Origin of the sequence: Stenotrophomonas riyadhensis (assembly GCF_040256885.1) — a bacterium.
Taxonomy (GTDB): domain Bacteria; phylum Pseudomonadota; class Gammaproteobacteria; order Xanthomonadales; family Xanthomonadaceae; genus Stenotrophomonas; species Stenotrophomonas riyadhensis.
Genome location: NZ_CP155568.1, coordinates 2,433,401 through 2,455,124, shown reverse-complemented (window position 1 = coordinate 2,455,124; position 21,724 = coordinate 2,433,401). Strand labels below are relative to the sequence as shown.

General features: G+C 66.1%; 18 protein-coding genes. 6 read left to right on the top strand and 12 right to left on the bottom strand.

Annotation, left to right across the window (positions count from 1 at the left end; genetic code table 11):
* Positions 1-181 precede the first annotated feature (181 nt).
* Positions 182-1,018, bottom strand: a complete 837-nt coding sequence (locus SriyCCGPB3_RS11555) for a siderophore-interacting protein (RefSeq protein ID WP_350259249.1) — start codon at positions 1,016-1,018, stop codon at positions 182-184.
* Between the two features lie 170 nt (positions 1,019-1,188).
* Here SriyCCGPB3_RS11555 and SriyCCGPB3_RS11550 point away from each other — a divergent pair, with 170 nt between their 5' ends.
* Positions 1,189-1,797 (top strand): TetR/AcrR family transcriptional regulator, encoded by a 609-nt coding sequence (locus tag SriyCCGPB3_RS11550; RefSeq protein WP_350259248.1) that lies wholly within the window; start codon positions 1,189-1,191, stop codon positions 1,795-1,797.
* Between the two features lie 226 nt (positions 1,798-2,023).
* Here SriyCCGPB3_RS11550 and SriyCCGPB3_RS11545 read toward each other — a convergent pair whose 3' ends face one another.
* The 4 genes from SriyCCGPB3_RS11545 to SriyCCGPB3_RS11530 all read right to left on the bottom strand — a co-directional run bounded on the left by SriyCCGPB3_RS11545 (position 2,024) and on the right by SriyCCGPB3_RS11530 (position 5,556).
* Positions 2,024-2,950: an ABC transporter six-transmembrane domain-containing protein gene (locus tag SriyCCGPB3_RS11545; protein ID WP_153855419.1), complete on the bottom strand. Its 927-nt coding sequence runs from the start codon at positions 2,948-2,950 to the stop codon at positions 2,024-2,026.
* 189 nt (positions 2,951-3,139) lie between these two features.
* The gene (locus SriyCCGPB3_RS11540) at positions 3,140-4,216 is read right to left on the bottom strand and encodes an ATP-binding protein (RefSeq protein WP_049421674.1); all 1,077 of its coding nucleotides are present in this window, start codon (positions 4,214-4,216) and stop codon (positions 3,140-3,142) included.
* Positions 4,217-4,219: 3 nt separating this feature from the next.
* Positions 4,220-4,936 carry a response regulator gene (locus tag SriyCCGPB3_RS11535; RefSeq protein WP_121503629.1) on the bottom strand — a complete coding sequence of 239 codons (717 nt, stop codon included), beginning with the start codon at positions 4,934-4,936 and terminating at the stop codon, positions 4,220-4,222.
* A 53-nt stretch (positions 4,937-4,989) separates the two neighbouring features.
* The gene (locus SriyCCGPB3_RS11530; RefSeq protein ID WP_350259247.1) at positions 4,990-5,556 is read right to left on the bottom strand and encodes a hypothetical protein; all 567 of its coding nucleotides are present in this window, start codon (positions 5,554-5,556) and stop codon (positions 4,990-4,992) included.
* Between the two features lie 236 nt (positions 5,557-5,792).
* On the opposite strand from SriyCCGPB3_RS11530, the gene SriyCCGPB3_RS11525 reads away from it, so the two are divergent.
* Together SriyCCGPB3_RS11525 and SriyCCGPB3_RS11520 are read left to right on the top strand one after the other, a co-directional pair.
* Positions 5,793-6,974, top strand: coding sequence for an efflux RND transporter periplasmic adaptor subunit (locus SriyCCGPB3_RS11525; protein ID WP_350259246.1), 1,182 nt, complete (start codon positions 5,793-5,795; stop codon positions 6,972-6,974).
* A gap of 2 nt (positions 6,975-6,976) precedes the next feature.
* Positions 6,977-8,920 (top strand): MacB family efflux pump subunit, encoded by a 1,944-nt coding sequence (locus SriyCCGPB3_RS11520; RefSeq protein ID WP_350259245.1) that lies wholly within the window; start codon positions 6,977-6,979, stop codon positions 8,918-8,920.
* Positions 8,921-9,134: 214 nt separating this feature from the next.
* On the opposite strand, the gene SriyCCGPB3_RS11515 is transcribed toward SriyCCGPB3_RS11520, so the two are convergent.
* From SriyCCGPB3_RS11515 to SriyCCGPB3_RS11500, 4 genes are all read right to left on the bottom strand, one after another.
* Positions 9,135-10,295, bottom strand: a complete 1,161-nt coding sequence (locus tag SriyCCGPB3_RS11515) for a M23 family metallopeptidase (protein ID WP_350259244.1) — start codon at positions 10,293-10,295, stop codon at positions 9,135-9,137.
* A 79-nt stretch (positions 10,296-10,374) separates the two neighbouring features.
* Positions 10,375-12,084, bottom strand: coding sequence for a sensor domain-containing diguanylate cyclase (locus SriyCCGPB3_RS11510; protein ID WP_350259243.1), 1,710 nt, complete (start codon positions 12,082-12,084; stop codon positions 10,375-10,377).
* A gap of 112 nt (positions 12,085-12,196) precedes the next feature.
* On the bottom strand, positions 12,197-12,823 hold the full coding sequence (locus tag SriyCCGPB3_RS11505) for a DNA-3-methyladenine glycosylase (protein WP_350259242.1): 627 nt from the start codon (positions 12,821-12,823) through the stop codon (positions 12,197-12,199).
* Positions 12,824-13,200: 377 nt separating this feature from the next.
* On the bottom strand, positions 13,201-13,842 hold the full coding sequence (locus SriyCCGPB3_RS11500; protein ID WP_110712439.1) for a TetR/AcrR family transcriptional regulator: 642 nt from the start codon (positions 13,840-13,842) through the stop codon (positions 13,201-13,203).
* A 122-nt stretch (positions 13,843-13,964) separates the two neighbouring features.
* On the opposite strand from SriyCCGPB3_RS11500, the gene SriyCCGPB3_RS11495 reads away from it, so the two are divergent.
* Together SriyCCGPB3_RS11495 and SriyCCGPB3_RS11490 are read left to right on the top strand one after the other, a co-directional pair.
* A complete protein-coding gene (locus SriyCCGPB3_RS11495) occupies positions 13,965-16,253 on the top strand; it encodes a TonB-dependent receptor (RefSeq protein WP_350259241.1) in 2,289 nt (762 codons plus the stop codon).
* Between the two features lie 17 nt (positions 16,254-16,270).
* The gene (locus SriyCCGPB3_RS11490; RefSeq protein ID WP_350259240.1) at positions 16,271-17,167 is read left to right on the top strand and encodes a tyrosine-protein phosphatase; all 897 of its coding nucleotides are present in this window, start codon (positions 16,271-16,273) and stop codon (positions 17,165-17,167) included.
* Between the two features lie 98 nt (positions 17,168-17,265).
* On the opposite strand, the gene SriyCCGPB3_RS11485 is transcribed toward SriyCCGPB3_RS11490, so the two are convergent.
* The 3 genes from SriyCCGPB3_RS11485 to SriyCCGPB3_RS11475 are packed head-to-tail and all read right to left on the bottom strand — an operon-like array spanning position 17,266 to position 20,033.
* On the bottom strand, positions 17,266-17,523 hold the full coding sequence (locus SriyCCGPB3_RS11485) for a hypothetical protein (RefSeq protein WP_049422212.1): 258 nt from the start codon (positions 17,521-17,523) through the stop codon (positions 17,266-17,268).
* On the bottom strand, positions 17,520-18,872 hold the full coding sequence (locus tag SriyCCGPB3_RS11480; protein ID WP_164160345.1) for a TFIIB-type zinc ribbon-containing protein: 1,353 nt from the start codon (positions 18,870-18,872) through the stop codon (positions 17,520-17,522). Before SriyCCGPB3_RS11480 ends, SriyCCGPB3_RS11485 begins: the two co-directional genes overlap by 4 nt.
* 21 nt (positions 18,873-18,893) lie before the next feature.
* On the bottom strand, positions 18,894-20,033 hold the full coding sequence (locus SriyCCGPB3_RS11475) for an SPFH domain-containing protein (protein WP_350259239.1): 1,140 nt from the start codon (positions 20,031-20,033) through the stop codon (positions 18,894-18,896).
* Between the two features lie 183 nt (positions 20,034-20,216).
* Here SriyCCGPB3_RS11475 and SriyCCGPB3_RS11470 point away from each other — a divergent pair, with 183 nt between their 5' ends.
* A complete protein-coding gene (locus SriyCCGPB3_RS11470; protein WP_350259238.1) occupies positions 20,217-21,707 on the top strand; it encodes a hypothetical protein in 1,491 nt (496 codons plus the stop codon).
* Positions 21,708-21,724 lie beyond the last annotated feature (17 nt).

The following is a 21,724-nucleotide window of genomic DNA, read 5'->3' as shown; positions in this document are numbered from 1 at the left end:
GGTGGGTCGTGCGGTCGGCCAGCACGGCGCCGTCTGTGACCTGCAGGGGCAGGACGACGCGGGCTGTGGAATGGCTGGCAGAGGGCACGGCGCTGCCGCTGTGGCAGTGCTGCACGCGAGGTGCGTGGGCGATCTGTGGCTGGGTGGAACGAAGCGCGTGGCGCGGATGCTGCGGGGTGGATCAGATATCGTCGGCGAGGTCGTCGAGGTCCTGCAGGCCACCGCCGCGTGCCAGCACGCGCTCGTAGTTGCGGCGGCGACGCTGGTCGGTCTCGGTGGTGGTCTCGCCACGTTTCCAGTAACCGGCCGCGGCAACGTCGCTGGGTGGCAGGCCGACCGTTTCGATGAAGTGGCGGCGCAGGGCACGCATTTCCTCGCGCTCGCCAGCCGCCCAGACCGTGCTGCCGTGTTCCGGCCGCAGTTGGCGCGCTTGCTGCAGCAACGGCGCGTCACCGGTGGCGAGACGGTGCACGCGGACGCCTTCGATGGCGGGCAGTTCGTCTACCGGAAAAGCATCATCCGAGGCGATCCAGGCCTGCGCATGCAGTCCGGTGGGCCACTGCTGCAGCAGGGCAAACAGAGCAGGAATGGCGCTTTGGTCGGCGAACAGCAGGGCGCAGGTGTCTTCGCGCTGCGGTACCTGCAGATGGGGGCGCGGTCCGGTCAGATCGAAGGCATCACCGGGCCGCAGCGCACGTACCCAGGCCAGCATCGGCCCCGGCGCCTCGTGCAGCACAACGTCCAGGGTGAACTGGCGGGTGGCGGTATCCACGCTGCGCACGGTGTAGATCCGTGACACATCGCCGAACGTGGCGCCAAGCTGGATGCGCACGGCGGTGTTGGCAAGCTGCCAGGGCGCGAGTTCTGCATGCTCCGGCAGCTGGACCACGACGCGCAGCAGGCTGGCGCACGGCTGTGCAACCGCGACCACCTGGACCTGCAGCGCCTGCAGGCCGCGATCATGGTCGGCGCCGCGCAGCGGCCCGGCCGGGGTGATTGAAGTGGGGGACGCGGACATCGACAACGATCCTGGACACTGCAAATGCGAATTAGTTACATCATAGTAAACTAAATTGATCGCGCCGCAACCGGGGCCTGTCCACGGACTGCAGCGACGCGTTGACCACGGCGTCGCTGCGGACCACCATGACAGCCCTTGCCCGCGCACCGCGCAGGAACCGTTACCGCATGGCTGCACCGAAAAAGACCGCTGCCCGTGGGCGGCCGCCCAGCATCACCCGCGAGCGCATCGCCGACGCCGGTATTGCCATGACGCTGCCGGGGCTGAGCTTCGTGGGCGTAGCGGCGGCGCTGGGGGTCAGCCACATCGCGCTGTACAAGCATGTGGCGAATCTGGCGGCACTGCGCGAGCTGGTGGCCGAGGCGATCTTCGAGCGTTGGCAGGCACCGCCGCTGGATGCCGCTGGCCGGCGCAGCATCGAGGAGGATCTGCGTGCGTTCCAACGTTCACTGCGGACGCTGGTGGACGGGAATCCGGGCCTGGCGCCGTTCCTGGTCAGCCACGGCGCGAAGACACCGGAGATGCTGGCGCGCATCCAGCGCCACCATGCCGAATTCAGCCACGTGCATGGCCTGCCGCTGGAGCAGGCGGCGTGGCTGTTGTCCACCGTGGCCTATCACGCCGTGGCGTTGGCCGACACCGTGTACTCGCGGCATGCGGTGGTGGATACAACGCGACGTCCGTTGGATCGGAAGGCGCAGGAAGCCGAGTTCGACCGCAGCATGGAAGCGTTGATCATCGGTGCATTGGCGATGTCCGGGCGCACGGCAACGTAGTCGCCAACCTTGGTTGGCACCGCGATACATCGTTGCCCACCAAGGTGGGCATCTACCGGTCACGCGGCATCCTTGTGCTCCGCATCTTCCATGCCCGGGCTGACTCGCCGGCCGATGTCCTTCCGCGAGGTAACCGCCAATCCTGGTTGGCACCGTTGCCCCGGTAGTCGCCAACCTTGGTTGGCGCCGCGATATATCGTTGCCCACCAAGGTGGGCATCTACCGGTCACGCGGCGTCCTTGTGCTCCGTATCATCCATGCCGGGGCTGACGCGGCGGCCGATGTCCTTCAACCGCGCCAGCTGATCCACCATCGACGGTGCATCATCCAGGCTGCCGACGAACGTCCACAGATAGGTCATCACCGCGTACACATGGCCCGGGGTAACCCCGTCGGTGGTGGCGAGACGGCCAATGGTGAGCGCGAACAGCACCGCCGCCGCCGCGCCAACGACCACGAAGGCACCGGCTTCGCGATCGGAGAGCAGGATGCGCAGCCGCGACAGCGTGGTGTAGTGGCGACGCAGCACCGAGGGACTGACCCGGTCGACCAGGCGGATCTCATGTTCCAGCCGGTTGTTCAGGCGTCCATGCAGCTGCTCGTTGCGGCGTGCGAACGACGGCAGCAGCAACAGCGCGCCCAACAACGCGACCAGGCTTGCAGCGCCCACCAGCGGTTCGATCGCCAGCAGCATCGCCGCCGCACCGAACATCGATACCAGCGCAGTGGCGATGATCGGCACGTGCTTCTCGAAGAAGTCGACGAACTCACGGGCCAGTACAACGCGCGCGGCCGAGGTGGAGGTGGCCTGGCCCAGCCTGCGCTGCGCCTGCACCACATTCACCGCCAGGTCGGCATAGATGCGGGTGAAGGTGCGGGTATCGACCGCACGGCGGGCGGCGCCGACCAGCCAGAACAGCAGCACCACGCCGGCGTAGGAGATGGCATGGCCGATGTTGCCACGAATGATCGCGTCTACCGCGAAGCCGGCAAACAGCGGATAGGCCAGCAGCAGCGCATTTTCCAGCGCCACCAGCGAAAAGGTGCCGGTGAGCTGCCACGGGTAGGTGCGCAGGATGGCCTTGAGGGTGGCGGCCGCGTTCTGCTGGCCGATGCTGCCGGCGGCGGCCGCCGGATCGTGCGGGTGTTTCATGGGGATGCCTGGGCGAGGTGGAGGCAGGGCAGGGGGCCGGATACCTGCCGCCTCCCTGGTCACGCCCAGTATCGGCGGCCCTTTGGAGCGGGTATGGAGGGACGATGGAGATTGCGTGGAGGAACCGGCGCCGTTCAGCGATGCGAATGCCCACCAAGGTGGGCCGCTACCAGGGCAGTGTCTACCGCCTCAACGGCGCGCATGCACCGGCCAACGGATCTCGAACGAACTGCCGCCACGTTCGGTGGCCCGGCATAGCGCCGTTCCGTGATGGGCCACGGCAATCGCACGCACCACCGCCAGGCCCAGCCCGGAGCCACCGCTCTGCCGCGAACGCGAGACATCGGTGCGCTGGAACGCTTCGAAAATGCTGTCACGCAGTTCGTCCGGCACACCGGGGCCGCCATCCTCCACCGCCACCGTGCAATGACCCTGCGCCAGCGTGACGCGCACCCGCAGCGGGCAGGGAATGGCATGGCGACGCGCGTTCTCCAGCAGCGCCAGCACCGCCTGGCGGATGCGCGCCGGATCGCAATCCGCCAGCGACGGCCGCGCGTCCAGCGTTACCGAGAACCCGCTTTCGTTCAGTGCCTCGGACATGGCTTCCACCACCGCGGCCACCTGCACACTGACATCGCTGCGCTGCAGGCGCAGATCCAGGTGGCCACTCTCGGCCAGGCTGACCACGCGCAGGTCCTCGATGATGCGGGTCAGGCCTTCCAGCTGGGTGAGCATGCTGTTGAACTGCTCCGGGCCCGGCTCGAACACGCCTTCGGCGATGCCCTGCAGGCGGCCCCGCAGGATGGTCATCGGCGTGCGCAGTTCATGCGCGATCGCGGCGTTCCAGAACACCCGGTTCTCCGACATCCGGCTCAGCCGCTCTGCCATGGAGTTGAAATCGCTGACCAGCGTGGCCGCTTCGGCCATCGTGGTATCACCACCGCGTGCACGCGCTTCCAGATCGCCACTGGCGACCCGGCGCAGGCTTTCGGCCACCGAATTCAACGGCGTGATGATGCGCCGGGTCAGGCGCGAGGCGACCAGTGTGGCGAAGATGACGACCACGGTAGCGGTCAATCCGATCCACAGCCATTCCAGCCCGGACGGCATGATCGTTTCTGGCTCGTCATACCAGCGCGGGTAGAACACCTCCATCAGGTAATAGAACAGGTAGAAGCCGCTGATCGACAGCACTGTCGAACACAGCGAGGCCACCGTGATGGACAGCGTGATCTGGCGTCCGATGCTCTTGCCTTTGGGGTTCATCATTCAGTCCAGGAAGCGGTAGCCGACGCCGCGGATGGTGGCGGGAATGCCGATCACGCCGACATCCTCCAGCTTGCGCCGCAGTTTGCTGACATGGCTGTCGACGGTGCGTTCCTGCGCGTCGCCCTCGGGCAGGCAGGCATGCAGGAGATCGGCCCGCGCATGCACCTGCCGTGGCGCACGCGCCATGTGCACCAGCAGCCGGAACTCGGTGAGGGTGAAGTTCAGTTCGTGCACCTGCTCGCCATGGCGCACGGTCACCTCGTGGCTGCGCAGGTCGATCTCGAAGGGCCCTTGGCGGATCAGTCCGTTGGGCGCTTCGACTACGGTCCGGGAACTCCGGCGCAGCACGGCCTGGATGCGGGCGACGATCTCGGCCGGATTGAATGGCTTGGCCACGTAGTCGTCGGCGCCCACGCGCAGCCCGGTCAGCTTGTCCACGTCCTGGTCGAGCGCGGTGAGCATGATGACCGGGGTGTTGCCGATCCGTCGCAGTTCGCTCAGCACCTGCCAGCCATCCAGTTTTGGCATCTGCACATCCAGCAGCACCAGGTCCGGGCGCAGTTGGCGGTGGCTGGCGAGTGCCGCCTCACCGTCGGCGGCGCGGGCGCTGCGCAGGCCGGAACGGGCCAGGTAAGCGCTGAGGATGTCGGCGATTTCGCCCTCATCTTCGGCAATCAGCACCAAGGGTGCCTGTCGGGTACGGAGATCGTGTTTCATCGCGTGCTGCGGGTTCGGGGCAAGGGTGGGCAAGGGCGGGATCAGGGGCAGGGTCATCGTCGGCGCTGCATGTCCTGCGCCTCTTCGTTGGCAGCCCAGGCCAGGGTGGCCAGCACCAGCGTGCGCTGCAGGCTGGGTTCCACTGCACCTGCGCCGCGCAGCTGCTGCAGCATCAGGGTGGAGACCGCCGCCGGCAGCTTGCTCCAGCGCGATGCCATGGGGGTGGTGTTTACCCGGGCCTGCAGCCGCGAGGCCATGCCCAGGATGGCGCGCAGGCGCAGTGCCAGCAGGGCGACGACCACGAGAGTGGCTAGGGCGAACAGCAGATGCAGGGTGACGTCGGCGACCGGGTGCGTTGCCGCCCAGACCGCCAGACCAATCAGCGCCAGCGACGCGAGAGCGCCGGAACGGCCGGTGCCACCGGGCCCATCGCTGCGGAACCCCACCAGGGCGGCGGCCCCGAAGCCCGCCAGCAGCGGGGGTAACGGATCCGGCGCGGCCAGCATCCAGCTGGTGGTCGATGCCAACACGACGGCGATCAACCACGGCGAAGGCGCACACCACGCCAGGTAGGCACGGCGCACATCGATGGGTGGCAGGTCTGGATGGGAAAGGGACACGGCAGGCGGGCAGTCGGCGAGGCCGACGAGGCTAGCGACCGTTGATGGAGACTCGGTCGAGATTGTGTCGAGATTGCGTGGACGCAGGCTGCAGCATTCAGGCGCGGGGCTGGTGCCTGAACGGCTGCCGCGCCTCCATGCAATCTCCACAGTGGCTCCAAGAAACGTCCATCCGCGGCTTCCAGACTGCGGTTTCGGCGGTCGCACTGGGCGACTGCACGCAGCCGGGCGTTTCGATGAGCAACCGCAGGACCTGGATCATTGCCGCTACGGTGGCCACATTGGCCGCCGGCGCTGGATGGTGGGCGTTTGCCGGCGGCAATGATGCCGCGCTGATCACCGCGCCGGCAAGGGTGGCGGATCTGGAGAAGACCGTACAGGCGGTCGGCCGGGTCCATCCCAAGGAGCTGGTGGCGGTGGGTGCGCAGGTGTCCGGCCAGGTCAAGCGCCTGCATGTGGTGCTGGGCCAGCGCGTACAAGCCGGTGACCTGATCGCCGAGGTCGATTCGCAGCCGCAGCGCATCGCACTGCGCAGCGCCGAGGCGGCTACCAATACGCTGCGTGCCCAGCATGCCGCCAGCGAGGCTCGCTATGCGCAGGCCAGTCGCGCTTACCAGCGGCAGTCGCAGCTGGTGGCGTCGCGCCTGGTGTCACAGGAAGGTTTCGAAGCCGCACGCGTGGCACGCGATGCGGCACGCTCAGAGGTGGCCGCGCTGCAGGCGCAGATCGACCAGGCCGTAACCCAGGTCGAAACCGCACGGATCAACCTGGGCTATACCCGCATTGTGTCGCCCAGCGACGGCTACATCGTGGCCATCGTCACCAAGGCCGGGCAGACGTTGAACTCGATGCAGACCACGCCGACCATCGTGATGCTGGCGCAGATGGATACGATGACCGTGCGCGCCGAGATCGCCGAGGCCGACGTCGAGCTGGTGGCACCGGGACAACCGCTGTGGTTCTCGACACTGGGGCCGAGCGGCCGCCGCTATGAATCCCACCTGCAGCAGCTGGAACCGGCGCCCTCCTCGATTGCCGACGTCGCCACCGGCAATGCGGGTGGCTCTGCGCAGACGCCGAAGGCGGTGTACTACGCCGGCCTGTTCGACGTGGCCAATCCCGGCCTGAAGCTGAAGCCTTCGATGACGGTGAAGGTGACCCTGCAGCTGGCGCGGGTCGCCAACGCGCTGCAGGTGCCATTGACGGCGCTGGCCGATTCGGATGGCAAGGACGGCAGCCGCGGAACCGTGCGCGTGGTGGACACGAAGGGCCGCCCCCAGGAGCGTGCGGTGACGACCGGCCTGCGCACCGCCACCGCCGTGCAGATCCTGTCCGGCCTGCGCGAGGGCGAGAACGTGGTGGTCGGGCAGGCGCCCAGCGGCGGCGAATCCGAACCGACCAGCCTGCTGGGGATGTGAGCATGGCCGACGCACTGCTGGAACTGCATGGCGTATCGCGCGCCTATCGCTCCGCTGCCGGCGAGGTGGTGGTGCTGAAGGACGTTTCGCTGCGCATCGATGCCGGCGAGTTCATCGCCATCATCGGCCCCTCGGGCTCGGGCAAGTCCACGCTGATGAACATCCTTGGCTGCCTGGACCGGCCGACCGAGGGCAGCTATCGGGTGAACGGCGAGGCCACCGAGCAGATGGCGCCCGACGCGCTGGCACGCCTGCGCCGCGAGCATTTCGGTTTCATCTTCCAGCGCTACAACCTGATGGAGAACCTGAGTGCGACCGAGAACGTGGCGCTGCCGGCAGTCTATGCCGGCGTGGAGGCGGACGTGCGCACTGCCCGTGCACGCACGCTGCTGGAAACGCTGGGGCTGGGCGAACGCACCGCGAACCGGCCGAGCCAGCTGTCCGGTGGTCAGCAGCAGCGCGTGTCCATTGCCCGTTCGCTGATGAACGGCGGCGCGATCGTGCTGGCCGATGAACCCACCGGCGCGCTCGATCACGCCAGTGGTCAACAGGTGATGGCCGAGCTGAAGCGCCTGCATGCACAGGGCCACACGGTGATCCTGGTGACGCACGATGCAGCGATCGCCGCCAACGCGGCGCGGGTGATCGAGATCGCTGACGGCCGGGTGGTGGCCGACCGCGGCGAGCGGGGATCGCGTGCTGCGGCTGAAACTCCCGGGACCGAACGCGGCGCGTCGCCGGTCACCGAGCGCCGCGCACGCATGGACGCAGTTCGCGAAGCCGCGCGCATGGCCGTGCGCTCGATGCTGGCCCATCGCCTGCGTACGCTGCTGACCATGCTCGGCATCATCATCGGCGTCGCGGCCGTGGTGACCGTGGTTGCGCTGGGCAAGGGTGCACAGGCGCAGGTCGAATCACAGATCAACGAACTGGGCGCCAGTACGCTGGAGATCTTTCCGGGCGCCGATTTCGGTGACCCGCGCTCGGCGGAGATCGAGACGCTGGTGGTGGGCGATGCGGACCATCTTGCGGCCTTGAGTTACGTGGACAGCGTGAGCCCGAACCTGAGCGGATCGGTGGCGGCGCTGCAGGGCAACCGGCGTGCCAACACCCAGGTGCTGGGCGTAGGCGCCGACATGCCGCGCGTGCGTGGGCTGCGGCTGAAGGCCGGCCGCTTCTTCACCGACGCCGAAGTGGATGCGCACCGTGCCGTGGGCGTGGTCGACCAGAAGGCGGCCAAAGCGCTGTTCAGCGGCAGCCCGATCGGCAGCACGGTGCTGCTGGGCGGCATGCCGGTGGAGGTGATCGGTGTGGTCGGGGCCAATGCGTTCGCTGGCGGTGCAACCCCGACGGTCTACGTGCCGTATACCTCGGCGGCCTCGCGGCTGCTGGGCAGCGAGCGCCTGGAGAGCATCACGGTGCGCGTGCGCGACAACGTACCCACCAACGCCGCCGAAGCCTCGCTGGGGGCCGAGCTGGAGCGGTTGCATGGCCGTCGTGACTTCTTCATCTACAACGCCGACCAGATCCGCAAGGCGGTGATGAAGTCCAGCCAGACCATGGCCGCGCTGGTCTCCGCCATTGCCGCCGTGGCGTTGGTGGTTGGCGGGGTGGGGGTGATGAACATCATGCTGGTCTCGGTGAAGGAGCGCGTGCGCGAGATCGGCGTGCGCCTGGCGGTGGGCGCGCGGCAGGGCGACATCCTGCGCCAGTTCCTGATCGAGGCGGTGCTGATCTGCCTGTTCGGTGGCGTGCTGGGGGTGCTGTTCGCGTTCGGGGTGGGGGCGCTGTCCAGCCTGCTGTCGCTGGGTGTGCCGTTCCTGTTTACGGCGGGGCCGGTGCTCGCCGCGCTGGCATGTTCGTCTGCGATCGGGCTTGGCTTCGGCTACTTCCCGGCGCGCAGTGCCGCACAGCTCGACCCGATCCAGGCGCTGGCAGCGGAGTAGGCGCAGGCCCGCTGCAGGACTTGTAGAGCCGGGCCTGCGCTCGGCTGCTCTCCGGCCAGACCACGATGAATCCTGCGCTGCGCGCAGCAAGCCGAGCATGGGCTATCCCGGTCGTCCTGACCGGCACCCTTCGGGCCGTCGCACGCGACGTTGGCAACGGCTCCTGCCGTTGCCTTCGGCTCTACAGGAGCATTCTTGCGGTGGAGTGAACGTGTCAGCGTGGCGGGAAGGCAATGACGATGTCGTTCAGCGGCAGCTGATTCTCACGTGGCTCGGCCATGCCGTGCTTCCAGGCTTCCCCTTGGCCGAACAGCTGCGCCTCGCTTTCAGGCCCGAAATCGTCGAAGGCCTGGAAGACGTACGGAATGCCCTCGGAGCCTTCGAACGTGGCCTTGTTGGAAAGCTGGAAGTGCAGATGAGGCGCGGCGGAATTGCCGGACTGGCCGAGCTGGGCCAACGCCTGTCCGCGCTGGACCCGTTGCCCGGGCTCTACCTTGATGCTGCCGGTTCGCAGATGGGCGTAGCTGGCAAACACACCCGGCGAGATTTCCAGGACAACGTAGTTACCGAACAGGCCATCCGCTGTCAGTGAAACGGGTTCCGGCTGCGCGGTCAGCGGCGGATGCTCGGGTTGCCCATCACGGACCGCACGCACGATGCCGTCGGCCACGGCCAGTACGGGGGCGGCATAACCCACCCAGTCCGAATGGCGGGTGTGCTGCAGATCCCGGGCCGTTGGACGCACGGCGCGCCCACGTTCGTCGACGCCGACCAGGTCGAGCGCGAAGCGCTGTGGAATGGTCAGATCACCATTCACCGCCACCAGGCTGCCCCAGTGGTGTGACTGCGCCGCGCCGGGCCCTTCATGGGCCAGCCATCGACCGCCTTGCAGGGGCGGACCGAGCACCATCACCGGCGCCGCGTTGACCGCAACGTGGGCGCCATCCAGTTCCATACTGCCGCCGCGCTCGGTGCCCAGCAGCATGCGGTGGCGAAGGATGTGCGGCACGTTACCGGTGGCTGGCAGGGACAGCCACAGGAACACCACCAGGCGCTTTCCAGCTGCAATGGAGATGGCGCCATCCTCTGGAGGCGACGGCCGTACCCAATGGCGCAGGGCCGGGGCATCCAGGCTCAGCAGCGGGGTTTCGGCGTCGTCGCCGAACACCTGCAGCGATTGCGGCTGCAGCGCCCCGGTGTCGCCGTAGTAGTTGGTGATGTGCAGCTCGTAGGCCAGATGGCGCAGGCCGTCGCTGCCAACGAAGGGCGTCGGTGCGAAGGGCACCCGTGCTTCGACCGGCGCAGGCGCTGGCGCTGACAGGGTGAGGGAAGGAAGCAGTAACAGCAGCAGAGCCAGGCAGACGCCGCGGGTCATGCGTGTTCCCCCAAAGGCCGACGGTGGCCGCTGCCGAGCATAGCGCTACGCCGGGGGCGCCGGTACACCGGCGGGCGTATCAGGGCGCCGGCCGTGGATGCTGGCGCACGCGTGCGCGCTCGCGATACAGGCGGCTGTCGGCACGCTGCAGGGTATCGGCCACCGACTCGCCGGGGCTGTGATGGGTCGCGCCCAGTGAGAACGGTGTGGGTGACTGCCCCGCCTGCTGCGCATACCACTGCTCGAGCGCGGCCAATCGACCCGGTTCCGGTGCGGTCAGCACCACCATGAATTCGTCGCCGCCCATGCGCACCACGTTCTCCGCCGCGCCCAGCGGCGAGCGCAGGAAGGCGGCGAACTCGACCAGCACCGTGTCACCCCGCGCATGGCCCTGGGTGTCGTTGATCTGCTTGAAATGATCCAGATCGAACATCAGGCAGGCCCAGGGCTGGTCGATCAGTTCGTCCAGGCGGGGCAGGAAGCGGCGGTTGTAGCTCTGGGTGAGTGGATCCTTGAAGGACATCTCGCGCAACTGCTGTTCCTGCATCCGCAGCGCCGTGACGTCCTGCGCATGGCCGAGCACGTAGGGTGGGGTGGCCTCGTTGTCGAGCACGTTGTGATACGCCCAGAAATGCCGGGTACCATCGGCGGCGATCAGCTCGATGACGCCGGCATCGGTGTGGTTGACTGCGATGCGATCAAGATAGGCCTTGAACGCGGCCCGCTTCTCCGGCGGCATCAGGTCGCACAGGCTGCGCCCGATCATGTAGCTCTCATCGAATCCCAGCGACTGCACGGCTGCCGGGTTCACCGAGGTCAGCACGCCATCCAGCGTGTGCGTGCAGATCAGGCCAAGGCTGTAGTGGAACAGCCGCCGGTAGCGGGTTTCGCTGGCCTCCAGTGCATCCAGCGCGGCGCGCTCCTCGGTGATGTCCTGGATGGCGCCGACCAGCCGAGGCCGCCCATCGATCTGCTGCCGGCCGCCGACCACACGGGTCCAGATGGCCCGTTCATCGGCGGTGGTCATCGGCAACTGCACTTCCCAGGAGATGCCTTCATCGATGCAGCGCTGCACCGCTGTGCGGATGATGCTGCGGCTGTCCTCGCGATAGAACGACAGCGCGGTTTCGAGCGTTGGTTCGAAGTTGCTACGCACGCCGTGGATCTGCTTGGTCTCGCGGGTCCAGCGGACCTCGTTGCTGACCAGGTCCATTTCCCAGCCACCCACCCGCGCCGCGCGGTTGGTGCGCTCCAGGAAGTCCTCGCTGCGCTTCAATTCGCGATGCAGGGCCTTGGCCTGGCCGACCTGCGCCATCAGCGTGCTGCGCTGCTCCAGTACCTGGGTGGTGACCCGGGCCAGATGCACCATCAGTTCGCGTTGCGAAGGCGACAGCACGCCGGGCATCGGGTCGAGCAGGCACAGTGTTCCGATGCGTGCGCCGTGCGCCGAGCCGAGTGAGATGCCTGCGTAATGGCGGATGCGTGGACCAGCGGTGACCAGCGGATTGCTGGCGAAGCGCGGGTCCTGGCGCGCGTCGGGAATCTCGAACAGCGTGTCCTGCTGGATGGCATGGGTGCAGAACGAAATCTCGCGTGCGGTCTCGCTGACGCCTTCCAGCCCGATGTTGGCCTTGAACCACTGCCGCTCGTCGGCCACTACCGAGATCAGCCCCATGGTCATGCCGGTGGCGGCACGGGCGGCGGCGACGATCGCATCGAAAACAGGCTCTGGCGGCGTGTCGAGCAGGTGCAGGCGGTCGAGTTCAAGCAGTCGTTCGGCTTCGTCCATGGCGCTTTTCAGGGCAGGGTGGCGAGGGCGGCTTCGGCTGTCGGGCACTACGCTAGTGCGTACCGCGTTATGTATCGCCACGACGGGGTGATGCCGACGTGACGCATCCCGGTCAAGGTTTGCGAGGCCCGCGCGAGGGGTGCACCGAAACGTGACGGTGGTCGCGAACATGCCAGCGCCAGGGAAAGTCCACCGCACGGGTGATGCCGATACGGGGCCCGACGACCGGGTCGAGTGGCGGTGCGGTGCCATCACTGGCAATGACGATCCCTTGTTGACCGCTCACCAGATCCGCGCCATCGAAGCTGCGGTCCAGCCCGAAGGCCTGCGAGAGCTTGCCGGGACCGCTGGCCAGATCGTGGTCGCGCCGGGCCGCGGGGCGTAGTTCACGCATTCGCTCCAGCCCCGTCAATGGCTCGGCCGCGCGCAGCAGGACGGCGACGCCTTCGCCGATTTCGCCGCAGACCACGTTGCTGCCCCAGTGCATGCCGTAGGTGAAGTAGACATACAGATGGCCGGCCTCGCCGAACATGCTGGCCGTGCGCGGCGTCCGCCCACGGTAGGAGTGTGCGGCTGGATCGATGCTGCCGGCATAGGCCTCGACCTCGACGATGCGCGCCGCGCGACCATCGTCGCGCACCAGCAGTTTGTTGAGCAGCTCCGGCGCAACGTCGGTCGATGGGCGCTGGTAGAAGTGTCGGGGAAGAATCTTCCAATGTTCGGGCAACCCATCCAGCACGGCTGAGGCTCACGTTGCGGTAGAAGCCTGCAGTGTGGCGGCTTCGCGGTGAAGCTGTTGGGTAATGCCGGTCGATTGGCTGGCAGGCGACGCAACGTCTGCATCACGGATGCCTTCCGCCAGCAGCCGCAATGGTGGGCTGCATAGGCTGGGTAGTGCCGGCCGCTGGCCGGCAACCCGGTGACAGCCGGGTCATTGCGGATGCCGGCCAGCGGCCGGCACTAGCGTTCGATAGGCCGGCAGGCGAGGCGACGTATGCATCACGGATGCCTTCCGCCAGCAGCCGCAATGGTGGGCTGCATAGGCTGGGTAGTGCCGGCCGCTGGCCGGCAACTTCGTGACGTCGCGGTACTGGAGATGCCGGCCAGCGGCCGGCACTACTCCATTACACGACCAATCGCATCGGCCAGCAGGGCGCGGACCCGTTCCGGCGGCAGGTCGGGGTCGCGCACGGCACGCATGGCCAGGCCTTCCACCAGCAACCGCAGCAGCAGGGTGCGTCCGGCGATGCCTTCCTCGTCGACGCGCCGGCCCAGATTGAGGTCACGCTGGCGCAGCCAGGCATGGATCGCTGCGCTGGTCTGCTTGTCGTGGGTGCGCAGCACCTCGGCCAGCACAGGGTCGCGGTGAGCCTCGGCGTTGATTTCCGCATACAGCGCCACGCTGGCAATGGCATTGCCGTGGATCGGCAGCACCTCGCCGCGTGCCCATTGCTGGTAGCAAGCGAGCAGGCCATCGACCAGATCCGAGGCCGCCGGCATCTCGCTGATGGAGGCCTGGTCGTGACGCAGCTGGCGTTCGATCAGGGCCAGGATCAGGGCGCGCTTGTTGGCGAAATAGCGGTACATCAGCCCCTGGCTGATCTCGGCCTCGGCGGCGATATCGCCGATGGAGCCGGCATGGAAACCGCGGGTGATGAAGCACTTCTGGGCGGCGTCGAGGATGCGACGGCGCTGGGCTTCGGCATGGGCGGCGGCAGGGGCGTCAGCGGGTACGGCTACGGCGGTTTTCGGCGTCATTGCGTGAAGTCAGGGCGTCCAGAGGCCGATAGTACGTCACAAAAGGTGTGAATGAACGGTCATTCATTTGTAATTCCCGCCTCCCAGACTGCGCCGGCCTTCTCCTTCCGCGAATGAGTCCGATGCGCCACGCCCTGCTGCACCGCCCGCTGCTCACCCTCGCCATTGCCGCCGCGCTGCCGGCACTGGCCCATGCCGAAGACAGTCCCAGTGCCGACGCCGAGGCATCCGCCGAGGCCGCGCGCACTGTCGTTGCCCTCGACCAGGTGATGGTGACCGCGCAGAAACGCGCCACCAACCTGCAGGAGACCCCGATCTCAGTATCGGTGGTCGATGCCGAAGCGCTGAAGGACCGCAGCGCGATTTCGCTGGGCAGCCTGTCCGATGGCTCCATTCCGTCGCTGCGGGTCACGCCGTTCGCTACCCGCAGTTCGGCGCTGAACATCGGCATCCGTGGCATCGGCGCCTCCGGCGACGCCAACCAGCCGGCCCGCGACGCCGGCGTCGGTATCTACGTCGACGGGGTGTTCATGGGCCGCGCACAGGGCCTGGGCAACATGCTCTACGACGTGGAGCGTATTGAAGTACTGAAGGGCCCGCAGGGCACGCTGTTCGGCCGCAATACCGAAGGCGGCGCAGTGAGCATCGTGACCAAGGCGCCCACCGGCGAATTCGGCGGCAGCGTCAGCGCCGGCGTGTCCAACTTCAGCGGCTACAACAGTGCGCTGCACCTGGATCTGCCCAAGGTGGGCGATGTCAGCTTCAAGATCGACGCCGTGCAGGCCAAGCGTGGCGGCACCACCGACAACCCGATGCGCGGCGAGCGCGACTTCAACAGCTACGACAAGCGCGGCGCACGCCTGAGTGCGCTGTGGCAGCCGAGCGATGACTTCTCGCTGCTGTACGCGTTCGATCGCTCCTACGACGCCACCACGCCGTACCACACCCAGGTGCTGGTGCCGGGCGCGTACCTCAGCCCGTTGCAGAAGGCCGGTGCCAGCCTGGATCGCCGCGACAGCGCGATCCTCGGTGGACCGCAGGAAGACAACATCGGGCGTACCAGCGGCCATCTGTTGAACCTGTCGTGGACGCTGAATGACAACCTGGAGCTGAAGTCGATCAGTTCATACCGTGAACTCACCCAGGGCCAGTTCGACATGGGCCTGGTCGATGCGATTTCCGCTTACGGTGGTACAGGGACGCCGTTCGGTCGTTACAGCCTGGCGCAGGTCTACCAGCACCAGTACAGCCAGGAATTCCAGCTGATCGGCAATACCTCGCAGGTGCAGTTCCTCGGCGGAGCGTTCTACTACCACGAGACTGCCGGTGACAATGCGCAGACCCCGAACATGCTGGTCTGGGGGCCGGGTGGCAACAGCTACACCGTGAATCCGGCGACCAACCCGCTGGATCTCTCGCGGGTACGCATCGACCGCGCCAGCAAAGCGTGGACGGACAGCCTGGGCGTGTTCGGCCAGGCCACGTGGACGCCGGAAGCACTGCAGCGCCTGCACCTGACTGCCGGCGGTCGCTACACCCGTGACGACAAGAAGGGCAGTCTGTACACCGTCAACGGCGCGGCGACGAATCTCGCTTTCAAGGACCGCTGGAGCCGTTTCGACCCGATGGTCAACATCGCCTACGACCTCGGCGAGCACGCGATGGTCTACGCCAAGTACAGCACGGGCTTCAAGGCCGGCGGTGCCAATTCGCGCTCGACCAACTACACCGCGTTCGGTCCGGAAGAAGTGACCGCCTACGAGCTCGGCTTCAAGTCGCAGTTCTGGGACAACCGCGCCCGCCTGAACCTGGCGGTGTTCGATTCGACCATCGCGCACAAACAAATGGACTTCTCGCTGCCGTTCGACCCGAACAGCGGCGAAACCCGCACCACCATGGTCACCACCAATGCACTGAGCGATGGCAAGTCCCGGGGTGCGGAGCTGGAGTTCAACGTGATGCCGGTCGACAACCTCACGCTCGGCCTCAACTACGCCTACACGAAGATCGATGCGCAGACAGCGACCGACCCGTTCGGTGCGGGCGTGCAGGTGACCGTGCAGCCGCTGTTGGCGCCGAAGAACGCGGGCAGCCTGTCGGTCGACTATCTGGTCCCGTTCGCCAACTTCTCGGCGCTGAAATTCCATGTGGACGGCAACTGGTCCGATGGCTACTACACCAGCGAGTACGACCAGATGCTGACCGACAGCTCGTTCGTGGTGAATGCACGGGTGGCGCTGGTGGATGTGCCGGTCAACAGCACCGGCACCACCATGTCGTTCTCGCTGTGGGCGCGCAATCTGCTGGATGAGCAGCACCTGTTCTACACGCTCAACAGCCCGGCGCTGGGCCAGACCGGCATCTTCAATGACCCGCGCACCTTCGGCCTGGACGTGGCCGTCAACTTCTGATTCGAACGGAGAACTCCATGAAGCACCGCTCTACCGAACTTGCCCTGGCCCTGATGCTCAGCCTGCCGCTGGCCGTGACCGCCGTTGCTGCCGATGCACCGCAGGCCACCGCCGCAAAGCCGACGGCCGCTGCCAACGTGAAGCCGGTCGCTGCCGACGCGCAGCGGGTGATCCCGCTGCAGGGAGCCTGGAACGTGCGCACCTTCGCCGGCCTGCAGGGCCGCCATGGCCCGATTCCGGCCGATGCGTTCGTGCGCACCGCCGATCTCGGCCGCCTCACCGATGCCGACCGCGACGCCCTGGCCGCGGCCGGCGTGAAGCTGGACATCGACCTGCGCACCGCCGATGAGGAAGCGCAGTCACCGGACCTGCTGGCCAGGGATGATCGCTTCGACTACCAGCGCATCTCGCTGATGGGCACGGAGAAGATGGACCTGCAGAAGATGATGACCAGCTTCCCCGATTCGCTCGGCGAAGCCTATGTGCAGTGGCTGGGCCACAGCCAGCCGCAGTTCAAGCAGGTGTTCCAGCGCATCGCCGCGCAGCAGGACGGTGCCGTGCTGTTCCATTGCACGGCCGGCAAGGACCGTACCGGCATCATCGCTGGCCTGCTGCTGGACCTGGCAGGCGTGCCGAAGGCCGAGATCGTGCACAACTACGCGATCTCCGCGCACTATCTGGAAGGGCAGCCGAAGGACAGTGCGATGAACGCGCAGATCTTGGCGCTGATCAAGCAGAACCCGCAGATCGCCCGCAAGATGGCTGGCATGTCCGGTACCGCACCGGACAACATGGAGCAGTTCCTGGCGGCACTGCACAGCCAGTACGGTGGTGCGGAGGGCTACCTGAAGTCGATCGGGGTCAGCGAGCAGGAGATCCAGCAGCTGAAGGTGCGGCTGGGGCAGGCCGGCTGAGGGTAGTGCCGGCTGCTGGCCGGCTCCCCGGTGACGTCAAGCGAACGAGGCAATGCCGGCCAGCGGCCGGCATTGCCGCAGCCAGGTACGGCCTGGCCCTACCGGTCGGGCTTTACCCTGGCAACCCGTATCCGGTACTGGTACACGTTGTCGCCTTCGATGCGCGTGGCCTCCGTGCCACGCACCTGGCCGACCTTCTGGTTCGAGCCCGTGACCGGCTTCGCCTGCACCTCGGTTTCGTGTTCGAAGGAATGCGATTTGTCGGTGTTGCGGTAATAGCGGTACAGCGCCCAGTACAGCGCAGTTGCGCCGGCCGGACCTGCCGCCAACAGCCAGAGGCCGCTATCGTCGCTCATGAGGTCGCCATCAGGATGAGGATTGCCAGTGCTTCGATGACCGTGCCGGCCGTCAGCGCCGCCAGCAGCATCTTCCACTGCTGCACGGGCACGCTGCCCATGGTTTCACCGGTGCGGCCGTTCACCGCGATGTAGTGCAGCATGCCGCCGTTCTTGCCGGGCTGGTGGTACGAGTAGAGCCAGACCGGCAGGTACATCGACACCCAGCGGGTGCCATGCACTTCCAGCTGTTCCTGCTCCCAGCGCACGCCGCGGTTGTAACCGCGCACCGAGGACTCCACCTGCGATCGAGCAATCGACAGCAGCTGGTCCTCCAATCGTGGCCGCAGCGCCTCCACGTCCAGGTTGCGCTTCTCCGAGGTGAAGCCGGCCAGGTACGAGGCGTTCCACTTCACCGCGTTCTTGGTATCGAACGGCAGGATGGTGTTGATGATGTTGTTGGTGTTGGCGCGGATATCCAGATTGCCGCGTTCTGCGGACGATTCCAGCGGCAGATCATCGACCGTGAAGTCGACCTGGCGCTCGATCTGGTAGATGTCAGCGTCATACACGGTGCGCTTGTTCTTTTCGCTGCCCACCGTGTACTGGCGGGTCTGGATCTCGCCCTTGCCGGCCACGGCCGCGCTGACATTGCTGTCGACGATCATGTAGGGCAGGAACACACCCACCACGTTTTCCGGGGTGAACTGTTCCTTGAACGCCTTCAGCGCGAACAGCCGGCGCTTGTCGACGAACTGGCGGATGCGCGCGACCGCATCGTCCTTCCTGATATGGAAGGGCAGTACCGCATCAGGCACCGCGCCATTGCTGATCTGTTCGTTGACGCCGAACACATGGCGGCACCAGTGGCAGCGCGCCGTCATCGTGCTCTCGGTGTTGACTGTGACTTCGGCGCCGCAGCCCGTGCACTTGAAGGTCATCAACGCCGAGGTGTCGGCATCGATGTCGCGTGCGCCGGAGGCGATGACGGTGCCGCGCAGCTGGTCGATGGCCTCGCCCAGCCCGAACTCCTCCTCGACCCGCGCACCATGCCATTCGTGACGGCAGTACAGGCAGACCAGGATGTCGGTACCGGCCTTGGGCCGGATGTCGGTGGCGCCGCACTTCGGGCAGCGGTTGAGGCCGTCCTTCAGCTCGCTGGCCGAAGTATCGATGGCCACAGGATCGGGCGCTTCCACTTCATCGCGGATGGCCTGCGGCAGCGTCGAGGTGTCCAGCGGGAAGCTGCCGGGCAGGGGAGGTACGTCCTGCGGCGAACCCGGCCCGTCCAACGACGCCGCCGGCAAGGGCGGTGGCGTCGCGGGCGCGGATCCGGGCAGCGGCGGTGGGCCGTTTCGGGGATCGGACATGTTGGTTGCGTGTCCTGCCGGTTACAGGCCCAGTGCCTTGGCCTTGAGCGCGTCGTAGTCGCCCTGGGTGATCAGGCCCAGGTCCAGCATTTCCTTGGCCTTCTTCAGCTTGGCGACCGGATCGTCGGCAGCCGGGGTGACCGGCTGCTGCATGCCGCCGACACCGAACATGCCCGAGGCCATGCCGACGCCGACCAGGCCTGCCGCGCCGCCGTTCTCACCGGCTGACTGGATGCCCTGGGCGACGCTGGCCTGCAGGTTGGAATTGCCGCGCGAACCGGACAGCGCATCGGCGCGCTGCACGGTCTTCAGCAGTTCGCGGGTATTGGCGTCGTACTCGATCGAGACGATGGCGGTCTTGACGATGGCCAGGCCGCGATCGGACTTCCACTGGTAACCCTGCTCGACCGCGGCCGACAGGCTCTGCGCGAAGCCCAGCGAGTCCTGCTGCAGCTTGGTGATGCGGTTGCCCTTGCTCGGATCGTTCGTGTACAGGCTGAAGGCGGGAGCCAGCGAACCGACCACTTCATTGAACAGCTGGCTGGCGGCGGCGTTGTCCAGGTCGGTGAAATCGAACACCTGGCCCGGCTGCAGGTAGCTGGCCGGCACGAAGTTCTTCACGAACAGGATCGGGTCGACGATCTTCAGCGTGTAGGAGCCGCGGGTGACCGCGCCGACCTGGGTATTGAGGAAGCCGTCGTCCCAGTAGATTTCCGACTGGGTGCCGAAGCGGTTGTCCGGCAGCTCCTTCAGCGAGACGAAGTACGCGGCCTGCTGCGAACCCGGCTGGCCGCCGAACTTGAAGCGCTCCCAGCTCTGCTTGATGAAGGTGCTGACCAGGCCGTCTCCGGCGAAGATCGACTGCGAGTTGAGATCGTCCGAACGCCACTCGTAGCCGCCCGGTTCGGCGACAAACGCGGTGATCGCGCCGTCCTGGAACAGCAGCAGGCCATAGCCCTCCGGCACGATGATCTTCGAGCCGTTGGTGATGATGTTGGACGAGCCGCTGGTGTTGGAACCGCGGCCGGCATTGGTGCCCTGCGGCACCGCCGCGAACAGGGCCGCCGTGGACGGCAGGCCCGTCGGCACGGTGTAGAAGTCCTTCCACTGGTCGGCCAGCACACCGCCTACCGCACCCTTCACCGCCTGTACCAGACCCATGTCCAACTCCCTGTGATTCGAGGGCAGGCACCGTGCCTGCCGAGCTTGGCTGAATATAGCAGCAGGAGTACGAGCAAGGGGGGCGCAGGCTGGCACTGCGCGAGCGTCCGTGTTCAGGTTGCAGCGGTGGGTTGGGGCCGGGCATGATCGTGGCGTCCAATCACAGTTCAGGGAAGAGTGTTCATGGTCAGTGAGGTTGATTTTCGAGTACCGATCCCAGGGGTAGCGATCAACTTCGCACTAGGGGGAAGTACGTTCGTCAGTACCCAGTTTCACACCGTGGCGCTCGACCCTCTTCTGCCACCAAACAGCGCTTTGGTAGTTGCTGCGGCTGAGGATTGTGGATACGGCACGAATGCGTTTGGCATGGCAAGGATCAATGCGATGCCATGGGACTGGCAAAAGCTGGCGATGCACTTGGCACGTCGTCTTCAGCTGGTGCGTTCCACGCTTGATGTGGTTGCGCCGGTACCAGGTGCCGGTTTTGTTAAGAGAGCTTCGTTTGTAAAGTTTCTTGAGTCCTCAGAAAAGACCAGCTGCGCGTTCGTACTGGGAATGCTCTATGCAAGGCTAGCTGCGGAGCGATGGTTCACGTTCAACGGCATGGGGGACGTCCTCAAGCATTTCTGGCATTACTCGATTCTGCATAACCCGGCGGTTTCCCTCCAAGGGCTGACGCCAGCACCAAATACGGGGAACCCTGACTTTGTTTTGGGCAGTAATCTGGGCAAGTGGTCCACACTCGAGTCGAAGGGCACCTTCGGCACGGCTGAGTTCAACAAGCTGCGGAATGGTTTGAAGCAAGCCAACAAATTCACGGGCATTTCCATCGCTTGGCCCGGAGCTGCTCCTGTCATGCAGCCCATTGGTGAACGTTCCTGCACTCTGACCTGTTTCTCCGGGGTCGACGAGCTGCAGTCGATTCAGTTGACGCTTCCCCCGCTACTTCCTATTCCGGCGGCTCCCGCAGCGCTGGGAGCCGCACCGGAGCCGGTGATCTTCGCACCCGCGGCTGAATTTGTGCGTTACCTCGACGCCTTGGGGCAGCTGGACTGCCATCGAGGTGAGACCTCCATAGTCGAGACCGACGGAGCAGGCATCGACTGGTATCGCTCGGTGCATGTGCCGGGCTTCCTTTTCGGTGTATCGCCAGAGCATCGCAATGTCGAAGAGCAACTGAAATGGGCCGTGGCTGCCCTGGGTTTGATCATGCCGGTGGTCGCAAAGCTGAGAAGCGGCGAGATGACAGGTCGTGCTTTGCGGACCGTCGTGACTAGGCTACTTTACGAAGTTGGTCAGCGTGCTGCCAACATTGATCTGAGCGAAGCCGAATCGTTGGCGTGGAGTGGGCTTGTCGAGCACCTGCAGGAATTGATACAGGCCGATGCGCAGGCGCCGAGTTGGACTATGGTCCTCGACCATGTCTGGAACGCCCCAGTGTTGAGCGGCTTCAATTCAGGCATGCTCGGATCACCGATCACCACTCTGGACGGCTTGTGGAACTATCTGGACAAGAAGGTGACACCTCTGCGTCTCAAAAAGGCAAGGGAAGCAACGCTTGAGAGGAGATTTGATGCGCCCGGCGCGGGAGGAACTGGAGTCACGACGCACGGCCTGTTCGTGAAAGAGTGCAGGGAGGCCGCACCAAAGGGGTCGCGCGTGCCGCGCCTTTGAGTGGGGCGCCAGAAGCA

Coding starts and splice junctions, on each gene's coding strand:
- SriyCCGPB3_RS11555 (WP_350259249.1), bottom strand. CDS start 1,018: ATGTCCGCGTCCCCCACTTCAATCACCCCGGCCGGGCCGCTGCGCGGC.
- SriyCCGPB3_RS11550 (WP_350259248.1), top strand. CDS start 1,189: ATGGCTGCACCGAAAAAGACCGCTGCCCGTGGGCGGCCGCCCAGCATC.
- SriyCCGPB3_RS11545 (WP_153855419.1), bottom strand. CDS start 2,950: ATGAAACACCCGCACGATCCGGCGGCCGCCGCCGGCAGCATCGGCCAG.
- SriyCCGPB3_RS11540 (WP_049421674.1), bottom strand. CDS start 4,216: ATGAACCCCAAAGGCAAGAGCATCGGACGCCAGATCACGCTGTCCATC.
- SriyCCGPB3_RS11535 (WP_121503629.1), bottom strand. CDS start 4,936: ATGAAACACGATCTCCGTACCCGACAGGCACCCTTGGTGCTGATTGCC.
- SriyCCGPB3_RS11525 (WP_350259246.1), top strand. CDS start 5,793: ATGAGCAACCGCAGGACCTGGATCATTGCCGCTACGGTGGCCACATTG.
- SriyCCGPB3_RS11520 (WP_350259245.1), top strand. CDS start 6,977: ATGGCCGACGCACTGCTGGAACTGCATGGCGTATCGCGCGCCTATCGC.
- SriyCCGPB3_RS11515 (WP_350259244.1), bottom strand. CDS start 10,295: ATGACCCGCGGCGTCTGCCTGGCTCTGCTGCTGTTACTGCTTCCTTCC.
- SriyCCGPB3_RS11510 (WP_350259243.1), bottom strand. CDS start 12,084: ATGGACGAAGCCGAACGACTGCTTGAACTCGACCGCCTGCACCTGCTC.
- SriyCCGPB3_RS11500 (WP_110712439.1), bottom strand. CDS start 13,842: ATGACGCCGAAAACCGCCGTAGCCGTACCCGCTGACGCCCCTGCCGCC.
- SriyCCGPB3_RS11495 (WP_350259241.1), top strand. CDS start 13,965: ATGCGCCACGCCCTGCTGCACCGCCCGCTGCTCACCCTCGCCATTGCC.
- SriyCCGPB3_RS11490 (WP_350259240.1), top strand. CDS start 16,271: ATGAAGCACCGCTCTACCGAACTTGCCCTGGCCCTGATGCTCAGCCTG.
- SriyCCGPB3_RS11485 (WP_049422212.1), bottom strand. CDS start 17,523: ATGAGCGACGATAGCGGCCTCTGGCTGTTGGCGGCAGGTCCGGCCGGC.
- SriyCCGPB3_RS11480 (WP_164160345.1), bottom strand. CDS start 18,872: ATGTCCGATCCCCGAAACGGCCCACCGCCGCTGCCCGGATCCGCGCCC.
- SriyCCGPB3_RS11475 (WP_350259239.1), bottom strand. CDS start 20,033: ATGGGTCTGGTACAGGCGGTGAAGGGTGCGGTAGGCGGTGTGCTGGCC.
- SriyCCGPB3_RS11470 (WP_350259238.1), top strand. CDS start 20,217: ATGGTCAGTGAGGTTGATTTTCGAGTACCGATCCCAGGGGTAGCGATC.